The following is a 19,669-nucleotide window of genomic DNA, read 5'->3' on the forward strand; positions in this document are numbered from 1 at the left end:
GGGAAAATTTAGTTCAAGGTGTTTACATGAACGATAAAAAAAATGATTCGATTGACTTTGGCTACCAGCAGGTAGCTCGCGATCACAAGAAAGGGTTGGTTGCGAACGTGTTTAGCTCGGTAGCTGCTAAATACGATGTAATGAACGATCTCATGTCGTTTGGCATACATCGCTTATGGAAGCGCTACACCATTGATTGCAGTGGCGTTCGCAGTGGCATGAGAGTTTTGGATATCGCGGGTGGCACAGGTGATTTAACGGCTCAGTTCTCGCGCCGTGTCGGTGCATCCGGAGAAGTTGTGCTCGCCGACATTAATGATTCAATGTTAAAAGTGGGCCGCGAAAAACTCCGTGACAAAGGCTTCGTTGGAAACATTCGGTATGTTCAGGCAGACGCCGAACAGTTGCCGTTCGAAGACAATAGTTTTGATATTATTACCATTGCCTTTGGGCTGCGCAATGTCACCGATAAAGATGCTGCGCTGCGGTCAATGCTCAGAGTATTAAAGCCGGGTGGACGCTTATTGATTTTAGAGTTTTCAAAGCCCATCGCGCCAGGTTTGAATCAGGTTTACGATTTTTACTCGTTTAATGTGTTACCTAAAATGGGTCAAGCGGTCGCCAATGATGCCGAGAGCTACCAATATTTGGCCGAGTCAATTCGCATGCACCCCGACCAAGATACGTTAAAGCAAATGATGCATGACGCGGGCTACGAAAATATAGACTACCAAAACCTGACCGGTGGTATTGTAGCGCTGCATAGAGGGTACAAGTTTTGATGAAAAGCCTGGGTTTATTGCCGTGGATGTTATTGGAAAAGCTGGTCAATGAGCTGTTAGAGCGGGATCCCAACTCGGTAAGCCGCCTGCAAAAATTGCACGGTAAAACGCTACGTTTTGATATTAAAGAGCTGCCGTTTGAACTGACAGTAGCGGTCGACGAGCATGGCATCCGGTTGTCGACAGTCGCCGATGAAACAGCTGACTGCTGGATACAGACTGAGCTTGGTGTGCTACCCGAGCTAAAGGATACGGCGAACCTGACTCGCTTGATCAAGGCCAATAAGTTAGATATTGAAGGTGACCCGGTGCTGGCTCAGCAATTGGTGTCATTAATCCGGGATCTTGATATCGACTGGGAGACGGAGTTGGCTGCAAAGATTGGCGATACACCTGCGTACTGGTTGAGTAACCTTTGGCAACAAAGCCGAGACCGGGCAAAACAGTCTTTCGACTCTCAACAGCGGTGGCTTGCCGGTGCTGTTATCGAAGAAAAAAAGCTATTGCCAGCTCGTATCGAATTTGAACAATTTAAACAACAGCTGCAGCAATTGCGAGCTCATGTAGAACGCCTGGAAAGGCAGCTGCAGAATGGAGCTAGTGATGCGTAGCCGCCGCTTATATGCTATTGCTAAAACACTACTTAGCTACGGCTTAGATGACCTGATTCCTGCTAAATGGCTGCCTTGGTCGATCCGTATTGGTCGCCATGCGTTATTTTGGTTGCCTAATCGACATAAAGACAAAACCCCGGGCATGAGGTTACGGCTGGCGCTGGAAGAACTTGGTCCAGTTTGGGTTAAGTTTGGGCAGATGCTCTCTACTAGACGCGATTTGTTGCCACCGGAAATTGCTATTGAACTTGCGTATCTGCAGGACAGAGTAGCGCCATTTGACGGTGTGGCCGCCAAAGCCATTATTGAAAAGTCGCTTGGTCTTGTAGATATTAGCGAGCAGTTTGCTGACTTTGATACCATTCCACTGGCATCAGCCTCAATTGCTCAGGTTCACACAGGAACACTCTGGTTAGCGAACGGCGAGAGAAAAGACATTGTTATCAAAGTTATTCGTCCTGATATTCGTCGGACCATTGATGCTGACCTGGAGTTAATGGAAGCGTTTGCAGCTGTTATGGCGCGGCACCTGCCAGACGGGCGCCGGTTAAAACCGAAAGAGGTGGTTAAGGAATATCGAAAAACCTTATTGGATGAATTAGACCTTTCTCGAGAAGCGGCTAACGCAATACAACTAAAACGCAACTTTGAAGATTCCGATTTATTGTATATCCCGACTGTCTATAGTGATTATAGCCGTCATAATGTGATGGTAATGGAACGCATAGACGGTATTCCGGTAAGTGACGTAGAAGTGCTAAAAGCACGTGGCGTGGATATGAAAAAGCTTGCCGAGCGTGGTGTTGAAGTGTTCTTTACCCAGGTGTTCAGAGATAGCTTCTTTCATGCTGATATGCACCCTGGCAATATTTTTGTCGCGAAAGATCACCCACGAAACCCGCGCTATATAGGTATCGACTTTGGCATCGTAGGCACCCTTAACAGAGAAGATAAGCGCTACTTAGCGGAAAATTTCCTGGCCTTCTTTAACCGAGATTACCGGAAAGTTGCAGAGCTTCATGTGGATTCTGGTTGGGTGCCACAGCACACTAATATTGAAGAATTTGAATCCGCTATTCGCACTGTGTGTGAGCCTATTTTTGAAAAGCCTCTTGCAGAGATTTCTTTTGGTCATGTGTTGGTTAATTTATTTAATACGGCTCGGCGTTTCGAAATGGAAGTACAGCCCCAGCTGGTGCTATTACAAAAAACGTTGCTCTATATTGAAGGTCTAGGCCGACAGCTTTATCCAGAGTTAGACTTGTGGAAAACCGCCAAACCTTTCTTAGAACGTTGGATGAATGAGCAGCTTGGCTGGCGAGCCGTTGTTCGTTCAGTGAAAGAAAACGCGCCTTACTGGGCTGAGAAATTACCAGAACTACCAAATTTGTTGTTTCAAAGTTTGGATTCTCAACAGCACTTACAGCAGCAGTTAGAGCAGCAGCACAAAGCGCAGCTACGGCAACAGCAACAGGCCTCAACCAGCTCTTTTTGGGGGGTGTTAGCTGCCAGTGGAGTTGTCAGCACTGCGTGGCTCACGACAGAGAGCGAAAGCATGGTTTGGCCGATCACTTCTGCGGCTATTACTGTTATAATTTGTACACAAGCATGGCGAACACGTCCGCGCGTAGACAAACATTAATGTTATAGGTGAATTATGGGCATCAGTCCTTGGCAACTTCTTATACTTTTAGCGATTATCGTGCTGTTATTTGGTACCAAGCGGCTGCGTAATATTGGTAGCGATGTTGGTAGTGCTGTAAAAGGTTTTAAAAAGTCGATGAGTGACGACGATAAAGGCTCTGAAGAGGATCAGACAGAAGAGGATAAACTGGCTGAGAAAGATGCTTCTGAACCATCTTCAGATGACAGCAAAGCGCCAGACAAAGAGCAGAAACGGAAGTAATCGATGTTTGATATCGGCTTCTGGGAGCTATTATTAATAGCTATGGTGGGGTTGTTGGTGCTCGGCCCTGAGCGACTCCCCTCTGCCTTAAGAAGTTTACAAAGAACCGTCGGTGGAATAAAAAGCTACAGTCAGCGAATGCAGAATGAGCTAGATAATGAGCTACGAATAAAAGAACTACATGAAAATTTAAAAAAAGCCGAAGCACAGGATTTTAGCGATCTCAGCCCGGAGCTTCAGCGGTCGATCGTTGAATTACAGAACGCCGCTGCCGATGTACAACGGCCCTACCAGAAGAAATCCGATAAGACAGAGACAGATGATAGTGATGATTCGGACAAGCAATGAGTGATTCCCCTTTAATCGATCATTTGCTGGAGCTTCGCAACCGATTATTACGCGCTGTTTTAGTTATCGTTGCGGTATTCGGAAGTCTGGCATACTTTGCCAATGATCTTTATCGTCTATTGGCAGAACCACTGATCCGACATTTACCGGTCGGAACACAAATGATAGCGACGGATGTTGCCGCTCCTTTCTTTACCCCATTTAAACTTACATTTGTTATTGCAGTGGCACTGGCGGTTCCGTTTTTGCTCTGGCAAATATGGGCATTTATTGCACCGGGCTTGTATCGTAAAGAAAAGCGACTGGTAGTTCCTTTATTGGCAAGTAGTACGCTTCTTTTTTATGCTGGCATTGGCTTTGCTTACTTTGTCGTGTTGCCTCTGGCGATGGGCTTTTTTACCAGCGTAGCGCCCGCGGATGTTGCTATTGCGACGGATATCTCCCGTTATCTAGATTTTGTTTTAGCAATATTTATTGCTTTTGGTATTGCCTTTGAAACCCCAGTCGCTATTGTATTATTAATCTGGAGTGGCGTAAGCACGCCTGATTCTTTGAGGAAAAAGCGACCGTATGTCATCGTAGGGGCGTTTACTCTTGGGATGTTACTAACCCCTCCAGATATCATATCGCAGACATTGTTAGCCGTTCCAATGTGGTTGTTGTTCGAATTAGGGCTGATCATTGGGAGCTTTTATAGGCCGACGCAAAAGCAATCCGGGCAAAGCAACTCAACCGAAGAATAACGATAATAAAGATATGTGGTTTGATGCGGGAGTTAACTTAACTAACAAGCGTCTTCTAAGTGACTTAGAAGGTGTTTTAGCTCGTGCCCACGACGCCGGTGTGGAGCGAATGTTAGTTATTGCTACTAATGAGCAAGAATCACAACAAGCCATTAACCTCTGTGAGCAATACCCGGGACGACTAGTCGCAACGGTGGGTGTGCACCCTCATGACGCGAGTGAGGTTAGCGAAAACTACGTCGACATACTTGAAGAGTTAGCCCGTCATCCGTCGGTTGTTGCTATTGGCGAGTGTGGTCTCGACTTTAATCGAAACTACTCACCGGCGGCGGATCAACAGCAAGTTTTTACCCAGCAGGTGTTGCTTGCCAACCGCTTGGGACTACCGCTATATTTGCACGAAAGAGATGCTCAGCAACAGCAGCTAGAGATTCTTAATCAGCATTGCGCTGAGCACACAGTGTGTCTATCGCATTGTTTTACTGGCGGGCCGGAACAGGCGCAAGCGTATATAAAAAGAGGCCACTGGTTTGGCTTAACAGGTTGGCTTTGTGATGAGCGAAGAAATAAGGAACTGCTTGAGGCCTTGCAATTATTACCAAGAGATAAAGTGGTGATAGAAACCGACGCGCCGTTTTTATTGCCCAGAAACATTAAACCCAGGCCCAAGATGAACGAGCCTTCTTTATTGCCGTTTGTGGGGGAAGGGCTGGCCGAAGGCTGGTCAACAGCTCTGGAGGAAGTGGCACAAGTTACTCTGGATAACAGTACTCGGTTATTTAATTTGGCGGAGTTACGCGGATGAGCCGCTGGATCTATAGCCTAGCCGCATTGCTAGCGGTTTTCTTGATCGGCCTTTGGTATACCGCCAATGCACAAGTTTCCGGGTCGGCGAGTCAGGAACCCATTAGCCTATCTTACCTAAGTAGTGATGAGCCGCTGTCGTTGTCGGATATCTATGAAAAATCGCGCGCAGACTGGCAGCCACTTGCTTCAAACCGCGCCTCCTTTGGCTACACCGATGATCAATACTGGCTGCGAGTCCAAATTGAGAGAAAAAGCTACGACCGTATTTTACATATTGGTTATCCACTTTTGGATGAGCTTAATATCTACTGGGTGCAGTCTGATAATGTTAAAACCTATGCGCTTGGCGACCATAAACCGTACTACGAACGACCTATACTGACTTCCGAATTTTCGGTGCCTTTACCGGCGGGCGAGTCGGGAACGCTTTATATGAGTGCTCTTACTGAAAGCTCCATGCGGCTGCCAATCAGTATTCGCAGTGAAACCCAATTTTTTGATGCGCAGATGCAAAAACGGCTGGCTGAAGGGATCTATTTTGGCGTCTTACTGTGTATGGCGGTTTACAACCTATTTGGTTTTGTAGCCTCGCGCGAGCCGGAGTTTGGCCTGTATTCGTTATACACCCTTTTCTTCGGTGGATTGATGTTATCCCTTGATGGCCTTGGGTTCCGTTACTTATGGCCTGAGTCGTTATTTTTGCAAGACAAAGGGATCCCTATTTTTGGTAGTTTAACGTTTTTAACGGCAGCGCTGTTTGCTTATCAGTTATTACGTTTAAAACAGTACCGTACTACGCTGGCCCGTGGATTATTCATCATGGCCGGGCTGTCCATCTTTACGTTGTTACTCGGTATTTTTGCCAGTTACAAAGTCAGTATTCATGTATTGCTCATTTTTGCTGCCCCAGGCTGTCTTTACTTGCTTATTGTCGGCGCTTACCTGTGGCGCAAAGGACTGGTTTACGCGAAGATGTTTACCATTGCGTGGGGTACGTTGTTAGTCTCTGTTATCGCTAACTCCCTCGGGTATCTTGGGGTCATCGATAGTATGTTTATTCAACGGCACGCAATCATGCTTGGCTCGGGGATTGAGATTTTATTATTATCCTGGGTGTTAGCAGTCCGTTACAGCGAACAGCGACGAGAAAAGTTAGAAGCGCAACAGCGCTATAATGAAGAGCTTGAAGACAATGTGGCAGAACGTACCTTTGAATTGCAGATTGCCTTACGCGAACTTCAGGACGTGAATTCAGAACTGGAGAAGAAGAACTCTGAAGATTCTCTGACAGGACTTTATAATCGTCGTTACTTTAGCCAGCAGCTGGAAAAAGAATACCGGCGGGCGTACCGCAGTAAAGTGGGATTGTGCTTATTAATGATTGATATCGACCACTTTAAGAAGATCAACGACAACTATGGGCATTTTATTGGTGATCAAATTTTAAAAGGATTAGCGCAAAGACTCAAACAAAGCGCGAAGCGTCCAGCCGATGTTGTTTGTCGCTATGGTGGCGAAGAGTTTGCGATTATTTTGCCGGATACAACGCGCCAACATGCGGAGATATTCGCAACCCAACTGGTAGAAACTATCCGTGATAACCCGTTCCCTACCGATTCTGGCGAGCGTAGCATCACCATCAGTGTTGGTATTGCTGAGCTTAATAGCCTGGCTGGACAATCCACAGAAAGTTTATTTAAGACGGCTGATGAAGCCCTTTACCGCGCCAAACGTGATGGCCGTGATAAAGTCGTTACTATTTAGTTTTAGGAGTTTTTTAAATGTCAGATTTTGGCCAGTTCCCTTCTTCTCGAATGCGTCGCAACAGAGCGACGGATTTTCGTCGTCGACTGGTTGCGGAGAATCAGCTGTCAGTGAACGATTTAATCTTTCCGATGTTCGTTGTGGACGGCCAACAACAACGACAAGCAGTTGCTTCAATGCCTGGCGTGGAGAGGCTTAGTATCGATTTGCTGTTAGCTGAATGTGCCGAACTGGTGAGGCTCGGAATTCCAATGATTGCGTTATTTCCGGTAACGCCACAATCCGCTAAGTCGTTGATGGCGGAGTCGGCTTATGACGATGATGGTTTGGCACAGCGTGCCGTTAAAGCAATTAAGCACGAATTCCCGCAGCTTGGCGTAATGACCGATGTGGCGCTTGACCCGTTTACTACCCATGGGCAGGACGGCATCATTGATGAATCAGGCTACGTGTTAAATGACATTACCACCGAGGTGTTAGTGAAACAGGCACTGTCTCATGCCCGGGTCGGCGCAGATGTAGTCGCACCATCCGATATGATGGACGGACGGGTTGCTGCTATTCGGCGTGGGCTTGAGGCGGAAGGTTATAGCAATGTGTCTATAATGGCGTATTCCGCTAAATACGCTAGTGCCTTTTATGGGCCGTTCCGGGATGCCGTCGGATCGGCGGGTAATTTGAAAGGAGCCGATAAGAAAACCTATCAAATGGACCCGGCGAATCGGCTTGAGGCAATTCGTGAGGTAGGGCTAGATATCCAGGAAGGAGCGGATATGGTGATGGTAAAGCCGGGTATGCCGTATCTGGACGTGGTACGTGAAGTGAAAGATCGTTTTGGAGTACCCACCTTTGCTTATCAAGTAAGTGGTGAGTATGCAATGCTTAACGCAGCAATTGAAAACGGCTGGCTTGGTCACGATGTCATCGAGGAGAGTTTACTGGCTTTTAAGCGAGCAGGCGCTGATGGTATTTTAACTTACTTTGCTAAGGCTGTAGCACAGAAATGGCAAGTTTCGTGAGTTTGAGTTAAGCCGTTACTTCAGCGGCTAACTCGGCAAGTAGCCCCTCGCGCAAGGCACCGTTGGTGACGCCAAATTGCTCTATGCCCAACTCCAGCAGCAGCCCGTAAAGAATAGAGATGCCGCCAGCCAGTATTGCTTTACGGTCTTCTCGCAGCCCGGCAAAAGAAAGTTTATTGACGGCTCCTGCTTTGATGCAACGATCGATTAGCGATCTCAACCAGTCACGGGTCAAAGCGGTTTGCCCTTCGGCTAGGGCAACTTCAGCCAATGCCCGAAACGTGCCCGACGCACCGAGTACCTGTTGCCAGCCAGCTTGCTGATAATCTCTACTGTAGTCAGCTATTTGTGCCTGGGCTTGACTGATGGCTGCTTCGAAGTTATCTGAAGTCAGCTTTTTGTCAGAAAAGTAGCTGTTCTGGAAAACCACACAGCCCATATCCAGACTTTTTAGTAGCTTGGGCTTCAGTGGCTTTCCAACGATGACTTCGGTACTGGCGCCGCCAATATCAATAACTAAAATGGGCTCTTGTTGCTCGGCGGCAGCGCAAACACCTGCAAAGATAAGAGCGGCTTCGGTTTCACCACTAATAACATTAATTGAGTAACCGAGAGCTTGCTCCAAACCAGGGATGATATCGGCTTGATTAGCAGATTTTCTAAGCGCCGCAGTGGCAACAGCCCTCACTGCATCTGGCTTAAATCGCTTTAATTGGTCAGAAAAGCCTTTTAGGCAGTTCTTAGCTCGCGCTATCGAGGATGAGTCCAGCTGAAAGTTCGAGTTAAACCCGTCTGCCAGTCGAACCTTGTGCTTGTACCGGGCAACGATGCGGGGTTTGGGATAAAACCCCCGCATCGATACTTCCGCTAACACTAAATGGAAGCTATTTGAGCCCATATCGATGGCGGCAAGTCGCTTGTTAGTAACCGCCATGTCAGTTTTTGCGTTGTGCCCCTGGCTTGCGTTGCCGTGGCCGGCCTTTGCCACCCGAATTGTTGCGGCGCCTACGATGGGTAGGTCGTGGCCGGCGCAAGTCAGTCAATAACGCAGTTTCATCATAATTTGTGACTGGTATTGGATGACCGATATAGTCTTCAATAGCTGGCAAATTATAGACGTACTCTTCGCAGGCAAGGCTTATGGCTGCGCCACTTTCTCCGGCACGACCGGTGCGACCGATACGGTGCACGTAGTCCTCGCAGTCATCGGGCAAGTCGAAGTTATAAACGTGCGTCACAGCAGGAATATGTAGGCCACGAGCAGCAACATCTGTTGCCACCAGAATATCAAGCTGACCTTCGGCAAAGTCTTCTAAAATCTTTAAACGTTTTTTCTGTGGGACATCGCCGGTTAGTAGTCCAACCCGGTGCTCGTTAGCTGCAAGCCACTGATACACTTTGTCACAACCATGCTTGGTATTCGCAAACACGATTGCCTTGTCGGGCCAGTCTTCTTCGAGCAAGGTTAAAAGCAATGGCATTTTATCCGGTTTCGACGGATAAAATAATTCTTCGCTGATACGGACACCGGTTTTTTGTTCGGGTTCCACCTCTACTTTCGCAGGCGCATTCATGTGTTCATAAGCAAGTTCTTGAACGCGGTACGACAAGGTCGCAGAAAATAGTAGATTAAGGCGCTTGGCCGGTTCTGGCATTTTCGTCAGCAGATAACGAATGTCATCGATAAAGCCTAAGTCGAACATCCGATCTGCTTCGTCCAGTACCACCACTTCAATATTATCCAGCTTAAACAAACCTTGTTTGTAAAAGTCGATTAAACGGCCAGTGGTTCCTACTAGGATATCCGGGTTGTTGGCGAGTTGCTGCTTCTGAGCATCGTAGCCTTCGCCGCCGTATATCACCGCCATATTCAGGCTGCAGTGACTATTCAGGGGTTCGGCATCGTGCGCTATCTGAATTGCTAACTCACGGGTCGGTGCCATGATTAACGCGCGCGGTCCGGTACGTTCATTATCGGCAGGCGCCTTCATTAAACGGTTGAAAGTGGCGAGCAGAAATGCCAAGGTTTTACCCGTGCCTGTCTGAGCCTGACCAGCGACGTCTTGGCCAGCGAGTGCAACGGGAAGACTTAATGCCTGGATTGGAGTACAATGCTCAAATCCGGCGCTGCTAATAGCTTGCTCAATCTGCGGGTGTAAGCCGAGTTCGGCAAAGCGTGTTTCTGTAAGATGTGTTTTAGTCATAAGTTATAAGCATATCAGTTTGCGCTTGTATTCAAAAACATAAATAATAGTATTTCGAAAAATATTTCCACGCGAAGAAAGTAGCGGAGAGTAACATGAGTGACGTAATTGTTCAGCTAAGCGATGACAGTTTTGAAGAAGATGTCATCAAATCCGATAAACCCGTTCTGGTTGATTTCTGGGCTGAGTGGTGTGGCCCTTGCAAAATGGTTGCTCCTATCTTGGATGATATCGCCGGGGAGTATGCCGGTAAATTAGTAATAGGAAAGCTGAACGTCGACCATAATGATCAGACTCCACCGAAGTATGGAATACGTGGTATCCCAACACTGTTATTATTCAAAAACGGTGAAGTGGTGGCGACTAAAGTTGGCGCACTGTCGCGTGCTCAACTCACAGAATTCCTTGACCAGCACGTATAAGTGGTTAACAAAACGGCGCAACGTGCGCCGTTTTTAGTTAGTTTTTGCTCAAATGAGGGCCGAAAACTGGACGAAACCAAAATTTAATGGTAGCTTTTGTTCATAAACTAGACATCTAGGTGATGCTCACCACCAAATCACCCAGAAATCAGGCTTTCAGCTTTTGGCTTCGCGCCTCGCGAAATCTAAACCAAATATAGCATTACATTAAAGAACGTAACCCTTAACAGAGTCATACTGACTTATATTCTATTAATCGATAACTCGAAAACCCTCCTATGAATCTAACAGAACTTAAAGAAAAACCGGTAAATGAACTTGTCGAACTTGCAGATAGCATGGGCCTTGAAAATATGGCTCGTCTTCGCAAGCAAGATATTATTTTTGCGATATTAAAAGCCCATGCCAAAAGCGGTGAAGATATTTATGGTGGTGGTGTGCTGGAAATCTTACAAGATGGCTTCGGCTTCTTGCGTTCAGCAGACTCCTCGTATTTAGCCGGGCCTGATGATATTTACGTTTCACCTAGTCAAATTCGACGCTTTAACTTACGCACAGGCGACACCATCGGCGGTAAAATCAGGCCACCAAAGGACAGTGAACGCTACTTTGCTCTGTTAAAAATCAGAGAAGTTAACTTTGACAAGCCAGAAAACTCCCGTAATAAAATCCTCTTTGAAAACCTAACACCGCTGCACGCCGATGAGCGTTTTCGCTTAGAGCGTGGTAATGGTAGTAAGGAAGATATCACGGCGAGAGTACTGGATTTATCGGCTCCTATCGGCAAAGGGCAACGTGGCTTGATCGTTGCTCCACCCAAAGCGGGTAAAACGTTACTGCTGCAAAATGTCGCGACATCGATAGCCGCTAATCATCCTGATGCCGAGCTAATCGTATTGTTGATAGACGAGCGACCAGAAGAAGTGACCGAAATGCACCGTCTGGTGAAAGGTGAAGTTGTTGCTTCAACTTTCGATGAGCCGGCTAACCGCCACGTTCAGGTCGCCGAAATGGTTATTGAAAAGGCAAAACGTCTGGTCGAGCACAAAAAAGATGTGGTTATATTGTTGGATTCGATCACTCGCCTGGCGCGTGCTTACAACACTGTAATTCCTAGCTCAGGCAAGGTACTGACCGGTGGTGTTGATGCTAACGCATTACATAAGCCAAAGCGTTTCTTCGGTGCAGCGCGTAACGTTGAAGAGGGTGGTAGCTTAACCATTATCGCCACGGCACTCATTGATACCGGCTCTAAAATGGATGAAGTTATCTACGAAGAGTTTAAAGGAACCGGTAATATGGAGCTGCATCTGAACCGTAAGATCGCTGAACGCCGTGTATTCCCTGCCATCGACTTTAACCGTTCTGGTACTCGCCGCGAAGAGTTGCTGACGTCGCCGGAAGAGCTGCAAAAGATGTGGATCTTACGGAAGATAATGCATCCAATGGGCGAGGTTGAGGCAATGGAATTTTTAATTGATCGTCTGCAGATGACCAAGACTAACGACGAATTCTTTGAGTCCATGAAGCGCCAACGTAATAGTTAGGCCACATGAAGTATCAAGACCTTAGAGATTTCATCGCCCAGCTTGAACAGCGAGGCGAGTTGAAACGCGTTAAGCAGGAAATCGATCCCTACTTAGAAATGACAGAGATTGCGGACCGAACGTTAAAAGCGGGCGGTCCGGCTTTGTTATTCGAAAATGTAAAAGGCCATTCCATTCCCGTATTGGCAAACTTGTTTGGCACGCCTGAACGAGTAGCTTTAGGCATGGGCCAAGAGTCAGTAACCGCTTTGCGAGATGTTGGTAAGTTACTGGCGTTTTTAAAAGAGCCAGAGCCACCAAAAGGTTTTAAAGACGCGCTGAGTTTGCTGCCTACCTATAAAAAAGTACTGAGCATGTCGCCCAAACAAGTAAAAAAAGCGCCATGTCAGGACGTCGTGCTAACGGGTGACGATGTAGACTTAACTCAGCTGCCGATACAGCACTGCTGGCCTGGTGATGCTGCTCCGCTGATTACCTGGGGATTGACAATAACCAAGGGTCCGCACAAGGAACGACAAAATCTGGGGATTTATCGGCAACAGTTGCTGGGGCCTAATAAGTTGATCATGCGGTGGTTGTCTCACCGTGGCGGAGCCCTTGATTTTCAGGAGTGGTGTCAGCAACACCCTGGTGAGCGGTTTCCGGTATCGGTAGCATTAGGTGCAGATCCGGCAACTATTCTAGGTGCTGTTACACCGGTTCCCGATAGCTTATCTGAATATGCCTTTGCAGGCTTACTGCGTGACGGTAAAACACATGTCACCACTAGCATAAGTAACGATTTACAAGTGCCTGCGCACGCTGAGATGATTCTTGAGGGGTACATTGAGGCAGGCGAAACAGCACCTGAAGGTCCCTATGGCGACCATACCGGTTATTATAACGAAGTTGATGACTTCCCAGTTTTTACAGTGACTCATATCACCCACCGTAAAGATCCGATTTATCATAGTACTTATACGGGCCGCCCACCGGATGAACCTGCCGTGCTAGGTGTGGCGCTTAATGAAGTGTTTATTCCGTTATTGCAAAAGCAGTTCCCTGAGATCGTTGATTTCTACCTACCCCCAGAGGGGTGTTCATACCGCCTGGCGGTGGTGACAATGAAAAAGCAATATCCGGGTCATGCCAAACGAGTAATGATGGGTGTGTGGTCTTTTTTGCGACAGTTTATGTATACCAAGTTTGTCATTGTTTGCGACGATGACGTAGATGCGCGTGACTGGAAAGATGTGATTTGGGCGATGACGACCCGAATGGATCCGGCTCGCGACACCACGTTGGTGGAAAACACGCCAATCGACTATCTGGACTTTGCTTCGCCGGTATCGGGGTTAGGTTCGAAAATGGGTATGGATGCAACCAACAAATGGCCGGGCGAAACGGATCGGGAATGGGGTGAACCGATAACCATGACCGACAGCGTTAAACAGAGAGTCGATGAATTGTGGGAACAACTCAATATTCTGGAGAAGTAAATGGCAGAGCAATTCACTTGTCAGGCAGGTATTAGCCGACAGCTAGCCGAATATGTTTGGGAAGTTAATGTCGAATTGCCTAAAGCGGTCGAGTTTAAGGCAGGTCAGTATTTACAAGTAGTGATGGGCGAGCGAGATAAACGGCCATTTAGCATCGCCTCAGAGCCGTCAGAGCATCACCAATGGTTACTGCACGTAGGGGCTACGCCTGATAATGCTTATGCTGGCGAAGTGCTGGAACGAATAAAGCGAGATGGGCAGTTAGTTATCGAAGCTCCTGACGGAGATGCATTCCTGCAATTGCCACAACAGCACCCAATTATATTGATCGCTGGCGGCACTGGGTTTTCTTATACTTATTCTATTTTACAAAAGTTACTTAAAGAAGGCCTGCAACAGCCAGTTTATCTATATTGGGGCGCCCGCGCACGGCAGGATTTGTACTTGCATGAACGGTTACAAACATTAGCTTCCGATCATCCGTTGTTTCACTACAGACCGGTTCTAGAAAGTGCCGATAGTGACTGGCCTTATGCCATAGGGCTGGTGCATCATGCGGTCGTTACTGAGCGCGATGACTTGAGCCAATGCCATATTTATATGGCGGGCCGGTTCGAGATGGTCCGTGTTATCCGCGATGACTTCGTTACACGAGGCGTGTCGTTGCAACAGTTACACGCTGATGCGTTAGCATTTATTTAAGATAAGTTGATTCATAGAATTTGCGCGTTATACTAGCGCGGCGTTACCAAGGGGTGCCCGTTTGGGCTGAGATGCAATCTAGCGAACCCTTTGTACCTGATCCGGTTAATACTGGCGTAGGGATGGTAGACAATTTTATACGCTCTCCATTTTAGCCTTACCGGATCGTTTCTTGCTAATAACAAAGGAAATGATCCATGAAACGAATACCTCTAATATCTTTATTATTTGGCTCCACGGTTGCGGCAGCAACGCCGTTACAACAGGACTCATCGGTTGATTCTTCAACGATAGAAGTTATTAACGTAAGTGCTGACTTCCAGCAACAAACTCTTAATGAGATCCCGCAAAGTATTGCAATATTAGATGCTGAAGCGATTGAACAGCGCAACGCAGAACATTTGCAGGGGGTGCTTAACGCCGTTGCAAACGTGAACTTTTCCGGCGGTACGTCAACCGCTCGATTCATTCAAATTCGTGGCATCGGCGAGCGCTCGCAATTCGTCGACGCTGTTAACCCGTCGGTAGGTTTACTCATTGACGGAATCGACTATTCCGGTCTTGGTGCTGCAGCAAGCCTGTTTGATATCGGTAAAGTCGAAGTTTTCCGTGGTCCACAAAGTGGTCGCTTTGGTGTAAATGCGTTGGCAGGTATGATTGTTTTAGATAGCGAAACGCCAACCGAGATGACGACTGGGGAATTCATGCTGTCCGCTGCTAATTATGATGAGTACCGCGGTGGATTGGCTATTGGCGGTAACCTCGGTGCGCTTGGCAACGCGCGCTTTTCAGTATCCAAATTCGCTAACGATGGATTTACCGAAAATACCTTTTTGCAACGCGATGACACCGAAAAGCGTGATGAATTAGCGGTACGTTTCGGCTTAGAATCCGAGCTCACAGACGACTGGCGTTTGAACAGTTACCTGCATCATATCAATACCGATAACGGTTATGATGCTTTTAGTTTAGAAAATAATCGGGAGACGCTGTCTGATGAGCCCGGCACCGATGCGTTGCAATCAACAGCAGTAAGACTGGTCGCCACGTACGGGGCATTAGATGACAGTGAAATCCAACTGTCAGTCAGCCAGCTTAATGCGGATAGCGAGTATAGTTTTGATGAAGACTGGACGTACGTTGGAATCGCTCCAGGTTGGGAATACTCATCTTTTGATGCCTACTTTCGCGATCGTGATGATACAACGTTAGAAGCGCGCTGGCGCTCAACGGAACCCGCTAATTTGTTTGGATACGAAACAGAATGGACCGCTGGAGTCTACTATTATCGTAAGCAAGAGCAACTTGTCCGGGATTATTTTAATTGGGATCTTGGTCAGCCCAGTATTTTCGAAAGCGAACAGGACCGTAACCACTGGGCAATTTATGGTGAGTTAATTCAACAGTTGGACAAGCGTTGGTCTTTACTGACAGGGTTAAGGCTGGAGCAATATGACACCGACTACCAGGACAGTAATGCGGTCAATGAACAACCTAACGATACAATGGTTGGCGGTACATTGAGCTTGCGCTACCAATATGCCCCAATGAGTTACTGGTATACAACCTTATCTCGGGGTTATAAAGCGGGGGGCGTTAATGGTGAAGCGCTGGGTCGAGCTAAAGATCAACAGTTGCAAGAGATAGAAGACTACTTGCTTGAGCGCGCCACCTTTAAGCCGGAAATTCTATGGAATCTTGAGTCTGGCGTTAAATGGATGAGCCCTTCGCAGGGCCTATCCGCGCAGGTGTCACTGTTCTATAACCAGCGAGACGATGTGCAGTTAAAAAGCTGGGTCAATCGTGATCAGTCGTTTGTCGGCTTTCTGGAAAATGCAGCGGAAGGCACGAACTATGGACTGGAAGCGGAAATTGACTGGCGAATCACAGACAACCTGACTGCGTTTTCTTCGTTAGGCTGGCTAGAGACTGAAATCGATGGGTTTACTACCGAAGACGGACAGGATATGAGTGGGCGTGATCAGGCGCATGCACCTCAATATCAAGCCAACGTTGGACTGCGTGGACAGTTATCGGAACATTGGGAATGGAGCGTTCAGGGTGACTTTAAAGACAGCTTCTATTTTTCCAACTCGCACAATCAACAAGCCGAATCTAGCGCTTTACTGCATGCACAGTTGAGCTACATTTGGCAAAACTGGCAAATCAGTCTTTGGGGTAGAAACTTAACGGACGAGGAAACAGAAATTCGCGGCTTCTACTTTGGTAATGACCCTCGCGATGAGTATGTTACAGAAACCTATCTGCAGTATGGCGAGCCTCGTCGCTACGGTATTACTGCACATTATCGGTTTTGAGCCAATTAATGATTCAGGAACTAATTGATCAATTATTATTGAGTTCGGTCTGGGAGCTAATAGCACTGCTATTAGCTCTAGCTTATTTGTTGTTCGCTGCTCACCAGCGCCAATGGTGCTGGTTGGCAGCGGGGATTAGTTGCACTATATACGCGATTATTTTTTGGCAAGCACGGCTTTATATGGAGGCACTGTTACAAGTGTTTTATATTGTAATGGCCGGCTATGGCTGGTGGCAATGGCAGAAATCAGTGATTGCTACGGAAGGTCCAAAACGCAAATTCAATTGGCGTTGGCACGCGTTACAGTGGGCATGGGTTATTCCTGCAGGTACGATTATCGCGATATTGCTTGACGTGTACACAGATGCCGATGCGGTATGGCTCGACACCTACACCACGTTATTTAGTTTGTTGGCAACTTGGCTGATTACACAAAAAGCGTACGAAACCTGGTGGTATTGGTTGGTCATTGATAGCGTTTATGTTTACTTGTACTGGAGTAAGGGCTTTGTTGCTACGGCGCTATTGTTTGTTGTTTATGTGATATTGGTGGTGTATGCGATGTATCGCTGGCGAGCCGATCAACAGAATCAGTGGGTACTGGAGAATCAATGATTGAAAGACCGGTAGAAGTTGTTCCTCTGGATGCCGGTCAGGCAAACGAAGTTCTGCTTTTAAAAGGCACTAATGAATCTTATGTTTTCAAATGGTTGCATCACTCAGCGACCCTTGGATTGGACCGTCGTAGCGAATTTGAGTTGCAGCGAGAATTGTCGAAATCCGGTTTAGCCCCCAAAGTTATTGGGTTTGATCCCAAACGTTGGGTGCTGCAGGAATACGTAGCGGCGACGCCTGTTTCAGCGGGTAGTTTACGCTGCGATCAAAAGCTCAGGTTAACCGCTAAGGCTTTAGCAAAAACCCATCAACAGACCCCCCGCTGGCAGGGCGCCTCTCTCTGGCAAAAGTTAGAGTATTACGTTGCAAAGCTAGGTGTTGTTGAACAACAGCAGTTAAAACGCTTTAAGGACCAGCTGAGTAGTAATGAGCGTCGTGTTTTGTGCCACCTTGATTTGGCATTTGACCATATTTTATGGCATGACTCGCTTACTATTATTGACTGGGAGTATGCCAGCTGGGGTGATCGAATGACGGACATCGCCAGTACCATTGAAATAAATCAGCTTGATAGTAGCAGTGCGGATAAGCTTTGTTATTATTATCAGCTAGAGACAGGTTATCGATTTGATAACACACAACTCGGCGCCCACCGTTCGTTTGTTCAGTGGATTAATCATCAGTGGCTACGACTTTTAAAACAGGGAATCCAGCATGAGTGATAAGGATTTAACGAAGCGCGTGTACGGCTATCTCGCGGAAGACGAAGATGCCCGTGTTTGTAAAGATATTCCGGATTCTGCCTGTAACCATCAACCACGCTCGTTTGTACTAATGCTACTGTCGTTAACTCTAACTAAACTTGGCGATACGCTAGTTAGTGCGCGACTTGTTTTACCGTGGATGCTGAGTGCATTAGGAGCTCCTGCAGTATTTATCAGCGCATTAGTGCCGCTACGGGAGTCATTAGCGCTGTTACCTCAGCTTTTCGTCGCGCAAAAGCTACGTCAGCAACCAGTACGAAAATGGTTCTGGGTTGCTGGCAGTTTTGGCCAGGCAATCTCTTTGGCACTGATGATAGTCGCGGTAGCCACCCTAAACGGGTCACCACTCGGCTGGAGTGTGGTCATTTTGCTTGCGTGCTTCTCGCTTTCTCGGGGTATTTGTTCAGTCGCTAACAAAGATGTGACCGGGAAGACCGTTTCTAAAACCCGCCGGGGTAGGCTATCGGGAGTGGCTGCTTCAGCCGCCGGTGTACTAACTTTACTAACTGCTATTACTATCGTGCTAAGTCCGGAAGTAGAAGGACAACGCTGGCTTTTCTTAATGTTATTGGGAGCGGGTGTTTTACTCTGGACAGCAGCCGCGCTGCTGTATGCTGGCATCCCCGAAGTCGCCGGCTCCACTGAAGGCGGCGGTAACGCCATAACTGAAGCCTTAAAATCGATTAGTATATTATGGAAGAATGGCCAGTTCGGGCATTTTGTATTAACTCGGGCATTGCTAGTTTCGGCTGCTTTTGCCATTCCCTACATCGTAGTGCTAATTCAACGAGAGGGTGACGCGGGGCTGACTAGCCTCGGCAGTTTGTTGTTAGCCAGTGGATTGGCTGGAATGCTGGCTGGGCGTTTTTGGGGGCGCTGGTCAGACACCGCAAGCCATCATGTAATGGCTGCTGCATCGGCAATGTCGACAGCGGTTATGTTATCAGCTCTGATTGTTTACTATTGGGTGCCTGAGGCATTATCAATGCAACTCGTTGCCGGTGGCTTATTATTCTTTTCAGCAGTGGCACATCATGGTGCAAGGGTTGGCCGAAAGACCTATTTGGTGGATATGGCCAATCAGAAAAATCGGGCTCAGTTAACGGCTGTATCTAATACAGTGATGGGTGTTATTCTATTGGCTGGTATTGCTTTAGGTTGGTTAGATGCTGCCTTTGGTACCGCTGCTGTGCTTTGGTTTTTGGTCGGGGTCGGAATACTGGCGTTGATTTCGTCACTTTCTCTACCAGATGTCTCCGGGGATTAATCCCCCGGAAACATTGTTATCATTTTTTACCTTTAAGTACCGCGTACAATCCAATAATTACTGCAGCGATGCCGCCAATCAAGTACCACATGGTGCTATCTGTAGGCTCATTCATAACAGCTTGAGATGCCTCTGACGCGAGTGATTCTGACGCCTGATACGACATATATAGCAAAATAGCGCCGACAATAACCAGTACTAATCCTATTGCCTTGTTCATCTTTTTCTCCCAGTCCTCTGATTTTTTTATTATTTCCTAATTCAATGTAGCACAGCTTATTGCATCTGCAAGTGTGTTGACGTGCACGTTACGTCATTTGACATATATCAAAACCACTAACTGCCGCGTAGAAAATGAAAGAGCCGA

The 19,669-nt window shown here is 47.3% G+C and carries 20 protein-coding genes and 1 riboswitch; of the genes, 17 read left to right on the forward strand and 3 right to left on the reverse strand.

Annotation, left to right across the window (positions count from 1 at the left end; all coding sequences use genetic code 11):
- Positions 1 to 26: 26 nt before the first annotated feature.
- From ubiE to hemB, 9 genes are read left to right on the forward strand one after another with little or no spacing between them, the layout of a single operon-like run.
- Positions 27 to 782 carry a bifunctional demethylmenaquinone methyltransferase/2-methoxy-6-polyprenyl-1,4-benzoquinol methylase UbiE gene (gene ubiE, locus CWI81_RS11695; RefSeq protein ID WP_126785492.1) on the forward strand — a complete coding sequence of 252 codons (756 nt, stop codon included), beginning with the start codon at positions 27 to 29 and terminating at the stop codon, positions 780 to 782.
- The gene (locus tag CWI81_RS11700; protein WP_126785493.1) at positions 782 to 1,393 is read left to right on the forward strand and encodes a ubiquinone biosynthesis accessory factor UbiJ; all 612 of its coding nucleotides are present in this window, start codon (positions 782 to 784) and stop codon (positions 1,391 to 1,393) included. Before ubiE ends, CWI81_RS11700 begins: the two co-directional genes overlap by 1 nt.
- A complete protein-coding gene (ubiB, locus tag CWI81_RS11705; RefSeq protein ID WP_126785494.1) occupies positions 1,386 to 3,038 on the forward strand; it encodes a ubiquinone biosynthesis regulatory protein kinase UbiB in 1,653 nt (550 codons plus the stop codon). Before CWI81_RS11700 ends, ubiB begins: the two co-directional genes overlap by 8 nt.
- A 15-nt stretch (positions 3,039 to 3,053) precedes the next feature.
- A complete protein-coding gene (tatA, locus tag CWI81_RS11710; RefSeq protein WP_126785495.1) occupies positions 3,054 to 3,302 on the forward strand; it encodes a twin-arginine translocase TatA/TatE family subunit in 249 nt (82 codons plus the stop codon).
- A 3-nt stretch (positions 3,303 to 3,305) separates the two neighbouring features.
- Positions 3,306 to 3,650: a Sec-independent protein translocase protein TatB gene (gene tatB, locus CWI81_RS11715; RefSeq protein ID WP_126785496.1), complete on the forward strand. Its 345-nt coding sequence runs from the start codon at positions 3,306 to 3,308 to the stop codon at positions 3,648 to 3,650.
- The gene (tatC, locus tag CWI81_RS11720) at positions 3,647 to 4,393 is read left to right on the forward strand and encodes a twin-arginine translocase subunit TatC (RefSeq protein ID WP_126785497.1); all 747 of its coding nucleotides are present in this window, start codon (positions 3,647 to 3,649) and stop codon (positions 4,391 to 4,393) included. Before tatB ends, tatC begins: the two co-directional genes overlap by 4 nt.
- Positions 4,332 to 5,198 carry a TatD family hydrolase gene (locus CWI81_RS11725; RefSeq protein WP_241970428.1) on the forward strand — a complete coding sequence of 289 codons (867 nt, stop codon included), beginning with the start codon at positions 4,332 to 4,334 and terminating at the stop codon, positions 5,196 to 5,198. The genes tatC and CWI81_RS11725 overlap by 62 nt, the downstream gene beginning before the upstream one ends.
- The gene (locus CWI81_RS11730) at positions 5,195 to 6,964 is read left to right on the forward strand and encodes a sensor domain-containing diguanylate cyclase (RefSeq protein WP_126785498.1); all 1,770 of its coding nucleotides are present in this window, start codon (positions 5,195 to 5,197) and stop codon (positions 6,962 to 6,964) included. Before CWI81_RS11725 ends, CWI81_RS11730 begins: the two co-directional genes overlap by 4 nt.
- Before the next feature lie 17 nt (positions 6,965 to 6,981).
- A complete protein-coding gene (gene hemB, locus CWI81_RS11735) occupies positions 6,982 to 7,983 on the forward strand; it encodes a porphobilinogen synthase (RefSeq protein ID WP_126785499.1) in 1,002 nt (333 codons plus the stop codon).
- A 7-nt stretch (positions 7,984 to 7,990) separates the two neighbouring features.
- Here the strand turns inward: hemB and CWI81_RS11740 are convergent, their stop codons facing one another.
- Together CWI81_RS11740 and rhlB are read right to left on the reverse strand one after the other, a co-directional pair.
- On the reverse strand, positions 7,991 to 8,917 hold the full coding sequence (locus tag CWI81_RS11740) for a Ppx/GppA phosphatase family protein (RefSeq protein WP_126785500.1): 927 nt from the start codon (positions 8,915 to 8,917) through the stop codon (positions 7,991 to 7,993).
- A gap of 1 nt (position 8,918) precedes the next feature.
- A complete protein-coding gene (rhlB, locus tag CWI81_RS11745; protein ID WP_126785501.1) occupies positions 8,919 to 10,187 on the reverse strand; it encodes an ATP-dependent RNA helicase RhlB in 1,269 nt (422 codons plus the stop codon).
- 95 nt (positions 10,188 to 10,282) lie between these two features.
- Between rhlB and trxA the strand changes: the two genes are divergently transcribed.
- From trxA to CWI81_RS11785, 8 genes are all read left to right on the forward strand, one after another.
- On the forward strand, positions 10,283 to 10,609 hold the full coding sequence (trxA, locus tag CWI81_RS11750) for a thioredoxin TrxA (protein WP_126785502.1): 327 nt from the start codon (positions 10,283 to 10,285) through the stop codon (positions 10,607 to 10,609).
- Between the two features lie 278 nt (positions 10,610 to 10,887).
- Positions 10,888 to 12,156, forward strand: coding sequence for a transcription termination factor Rho (rho, locus tag CWI81_RS11755; RefSeq protein ID WP_126785503.1), 1,269 nt, complete (start codon positions 10,888 to 10,890; stop codon positions 12,154 to 12,156).
- Between the two features lie 5 nt (positions 12,157 to 12,161).
- Positions 12,162 to 13,634 (forward strand): 4-hydroxy-3-polyprenylbenzoate decarboxylase, encoded by a 1,473-nt coding sequence (gene ubiD, locus CWI81_RS11760; protein WP_126785504.1) that lies wholly within the window; start codon positions 12,162 to 12,164, stop codon positions 13,632 to 13,634.
- Positions 13,635 to 14,336: an NAD(P)H-flavin reductase gene (fre, locus tag CWI81_RS11765; RefSeq protein ID WP_126785505.1), complete on the forward strand. Its 702-nt coding sequence runs from the start codon at positions 13,635 to 13,637 to the stop codon at positions 14,334 to 14,336.
- Between the two features lie 39 nt (positions 14,337 to 14,375).
- Positions 14,376 to 14,476, forward strand: a riboswitch (TPP riboswitch).
- A gap of 57 nt (positions 14,477 to 14,533) precedes the next feature.
- Complete coding sequence (locus CWI81_RS11770) at positions 14,534 to 16,654, forward strand: TonB-dependent receptor (protein WP_126785506.1); 2,121 nt, start codon at positions 14,534 to 14,536, stop codon at positions 16,652 to 16,654.
- A gap of 8 nt (positions 16,655 to 16,662) precedes the next feature.
- Positions 16,663 to 17,271 (forward strand): nicotinamide riboside transporter PnuC, encoded by a 609-nt coding sequence (pnuC, locus tag CWI81_RS11775; protein WP_198678680.1) that lies wholly within the window; start codon positions 16,663 to 16,665, stop codon positions 17,269 to 17,271.
- Positions 17,268 to 17,993: a choline/ethanolamine kinase family protein gene (locus CWI81_RS11780; RefSeq protein ID WP_126785508.1), complete on the forward strand. Its 726-nt coding sequence runs from the start codon at positions 17,268 to 17,270 to the stop codon at positions 17,991 to 17,993. Before pnuC ends, CWI81_RS11780 begins: the two co-directional genes overlap by 4 nt.
- The gene (locus CWI81_RS11785) at positions 17,986 to 19,302 is read left to right on the forward strand and encodes an MFS transporter (RefSeq protein ID WP_126785509.1); all 1,317 of its coding nucleotides are present in this window, start codon (positions 17,986 to 17,988) and stop codon (positions 19,300 to 19,302) included. Before CWI81_RS11780 ends, CWI81_RS11785 begins: the two co-directional genes overlap by 8 nt.
- A 19-nt stretch (positions 19,303 to 19,321) precedes the next feature.
- Here the strand turns inward: CWI81_RS11785 and CWI81_RS11790 are convergent, their stop codons facing one another.
- Positions 19,322 to 19,522 carry a DUF3185 family protein gene (locus CWI81_RS11790; RefSeq protein WP_126785510.1) on the reverse strand — a complete coding sequence of 67 codons (201 nt, stop codon included), beginning with the start codon at positions 19,520 to 19,522 and terminating at the stop codon, positions 19,322 to 19,324.
- Between the last annotated feature and the right edge of the window lie 147 nt (positions 19,523 to 19,669).

The sequence above is a fragment of the Idiomarina seosinensis genome, from assembly GCF_003987275.1.
Classification (GTDB): domain Bacteria; phylum Pseudomonadota; class Gammaproteobacteria; order Enterobacterales; family Alteromonadaceae; genus Idiomarina; species Idiomarina seosinensis.

Excerpts from the sequence above, each read along its gene's own strand:
- CWI81_RS11785 (WP_126785509.1), top strand. The coding sequence starts at position 17,986 with ATGAGTGATAAGGATTTAACGAAGCGCGTGTACGGCTATCTCGCGGAA.
- tatA (WP_126785495.1), top strand. The coding sequence starts at position 3,054 with ATGGGCATCAGTCCTTGGCAACTTCTTATACTTTTAGCGATTATCGTG.
- CWI81_RS11780 (WP_126785508.1), top strand. The coding sequence starts at position 17,268 with ATGATTGAAAGACCGGTAGAAGTTGTTCCTCTGGATGCCGGTCAGGCA.
- ubiD (WP_126785504.1), top strand. The coding sequence starts at position 12,162 with ATGAAGTATCAAGACCTTAGAGATTTCATCGCCCAGCTTGAACAGCGA.
- hemB (WP_126785499.1), top strand. The coding sequence starts at position 6,982 with ATGTCAGATTTTGGCCAGTTCCCTTCTTCTCGAATGCGTCGCAACAGA.
- trxA (WP_126785502.1), top strand. The coding sequence starts at position 10,283 with ATGAGTGACGTAATTGTTCAGCTAAGCGATGACAGTTTTGAAGAAGAT.
- ubiB (WP_126785494.1), top strand. The coding sequence starts at position 1,386 with ATGCGTAGCCGCCGCTTATATGCTATTGCTAAAACACTACTTAGCTAC.
- CWI81_RS11730 (WP_126785498.1), top strand. The coding sequence starts at position 5,195 with ATGAGCCGCTGGATCTATAGCCTAGCCGCATTGCTAGCGGTTTTCTTG.
- rhlB (WP_126785501.1), bottom strand. The coding sequence starts at position 10,187 with ATGACTAAAACACATCTTACAGAAACACGCTTTGCCGAACTCGGCTTA.
- pnuC (WP_198678680.1), top strand. The coding sequence starts at position 16,663 with ATGATTCAGGAACTAATTGATCAATTATTATTGAGTTCGGTCTGGGAG.
- fre (WP_126785505.1), top strand. The coding sequence starts at position 13,635 with ATGGCAGAGCAATTCACTTGTCAGGCAGGTATTAGCCGACAGCTAGCC.
- tatC (WP_126785497.1), top strand. The coding sequence starts at position 3,647 with ATGAGTGATTCCCCTTTAATCGATCATTTGCTGGAGCTTCGCAACCGA.
- CWI81_RS11790 (WP_126785510.1), bottom strand. The coding sequence starts at position 19,522 with ATGAACAAGGCAATAGGATTAGTACTGGTTATTGTCGGCGCTATTTTG.
- CWI81_RS11700 (WP_126785493.1), top strand. The coding sequence starts at position 782 with ATGAAAAGCCTGGGTTTATTGCCGTGGATGTTATTGGAAAAGCTGGTC.
- ubiE (WP_126785492.1), top strand. The coding sequence starts at position 27 with ATGAACGATAAAAAAAATGATTCGATTGACTTTGGCTACCAGCAGGTA.
- CWI81_RS11770 (WP_126785506.1), top strand. The coding sequence starts at position 14,534 with ATGAAACGAATACCTCTAATATCTTTATTATTTGGCTCCACGGTTGCG.
- CWI81_RS11740 (WP_126785500.1), bottom strand. The coding sequence starts at position 8,917 with ATGGCGGTTACTAACAAGCGACTTGCCGCCATCGATATGGGCTCAAAT.
- tatB (WP_126785496.1), top strand. The coding sequence starts at position 3,306 with ATGTTTGATATCGGCTTCTGGGAGCTATTATTAATAGCTATGGTGGGG.
- rho (WP_126785503.1), top strand. The coding sequence starts at position 10,888 with ATGAATCTAACAGAACTTAAAGAAAAACCGGTAAATGAACTTGTCGAA.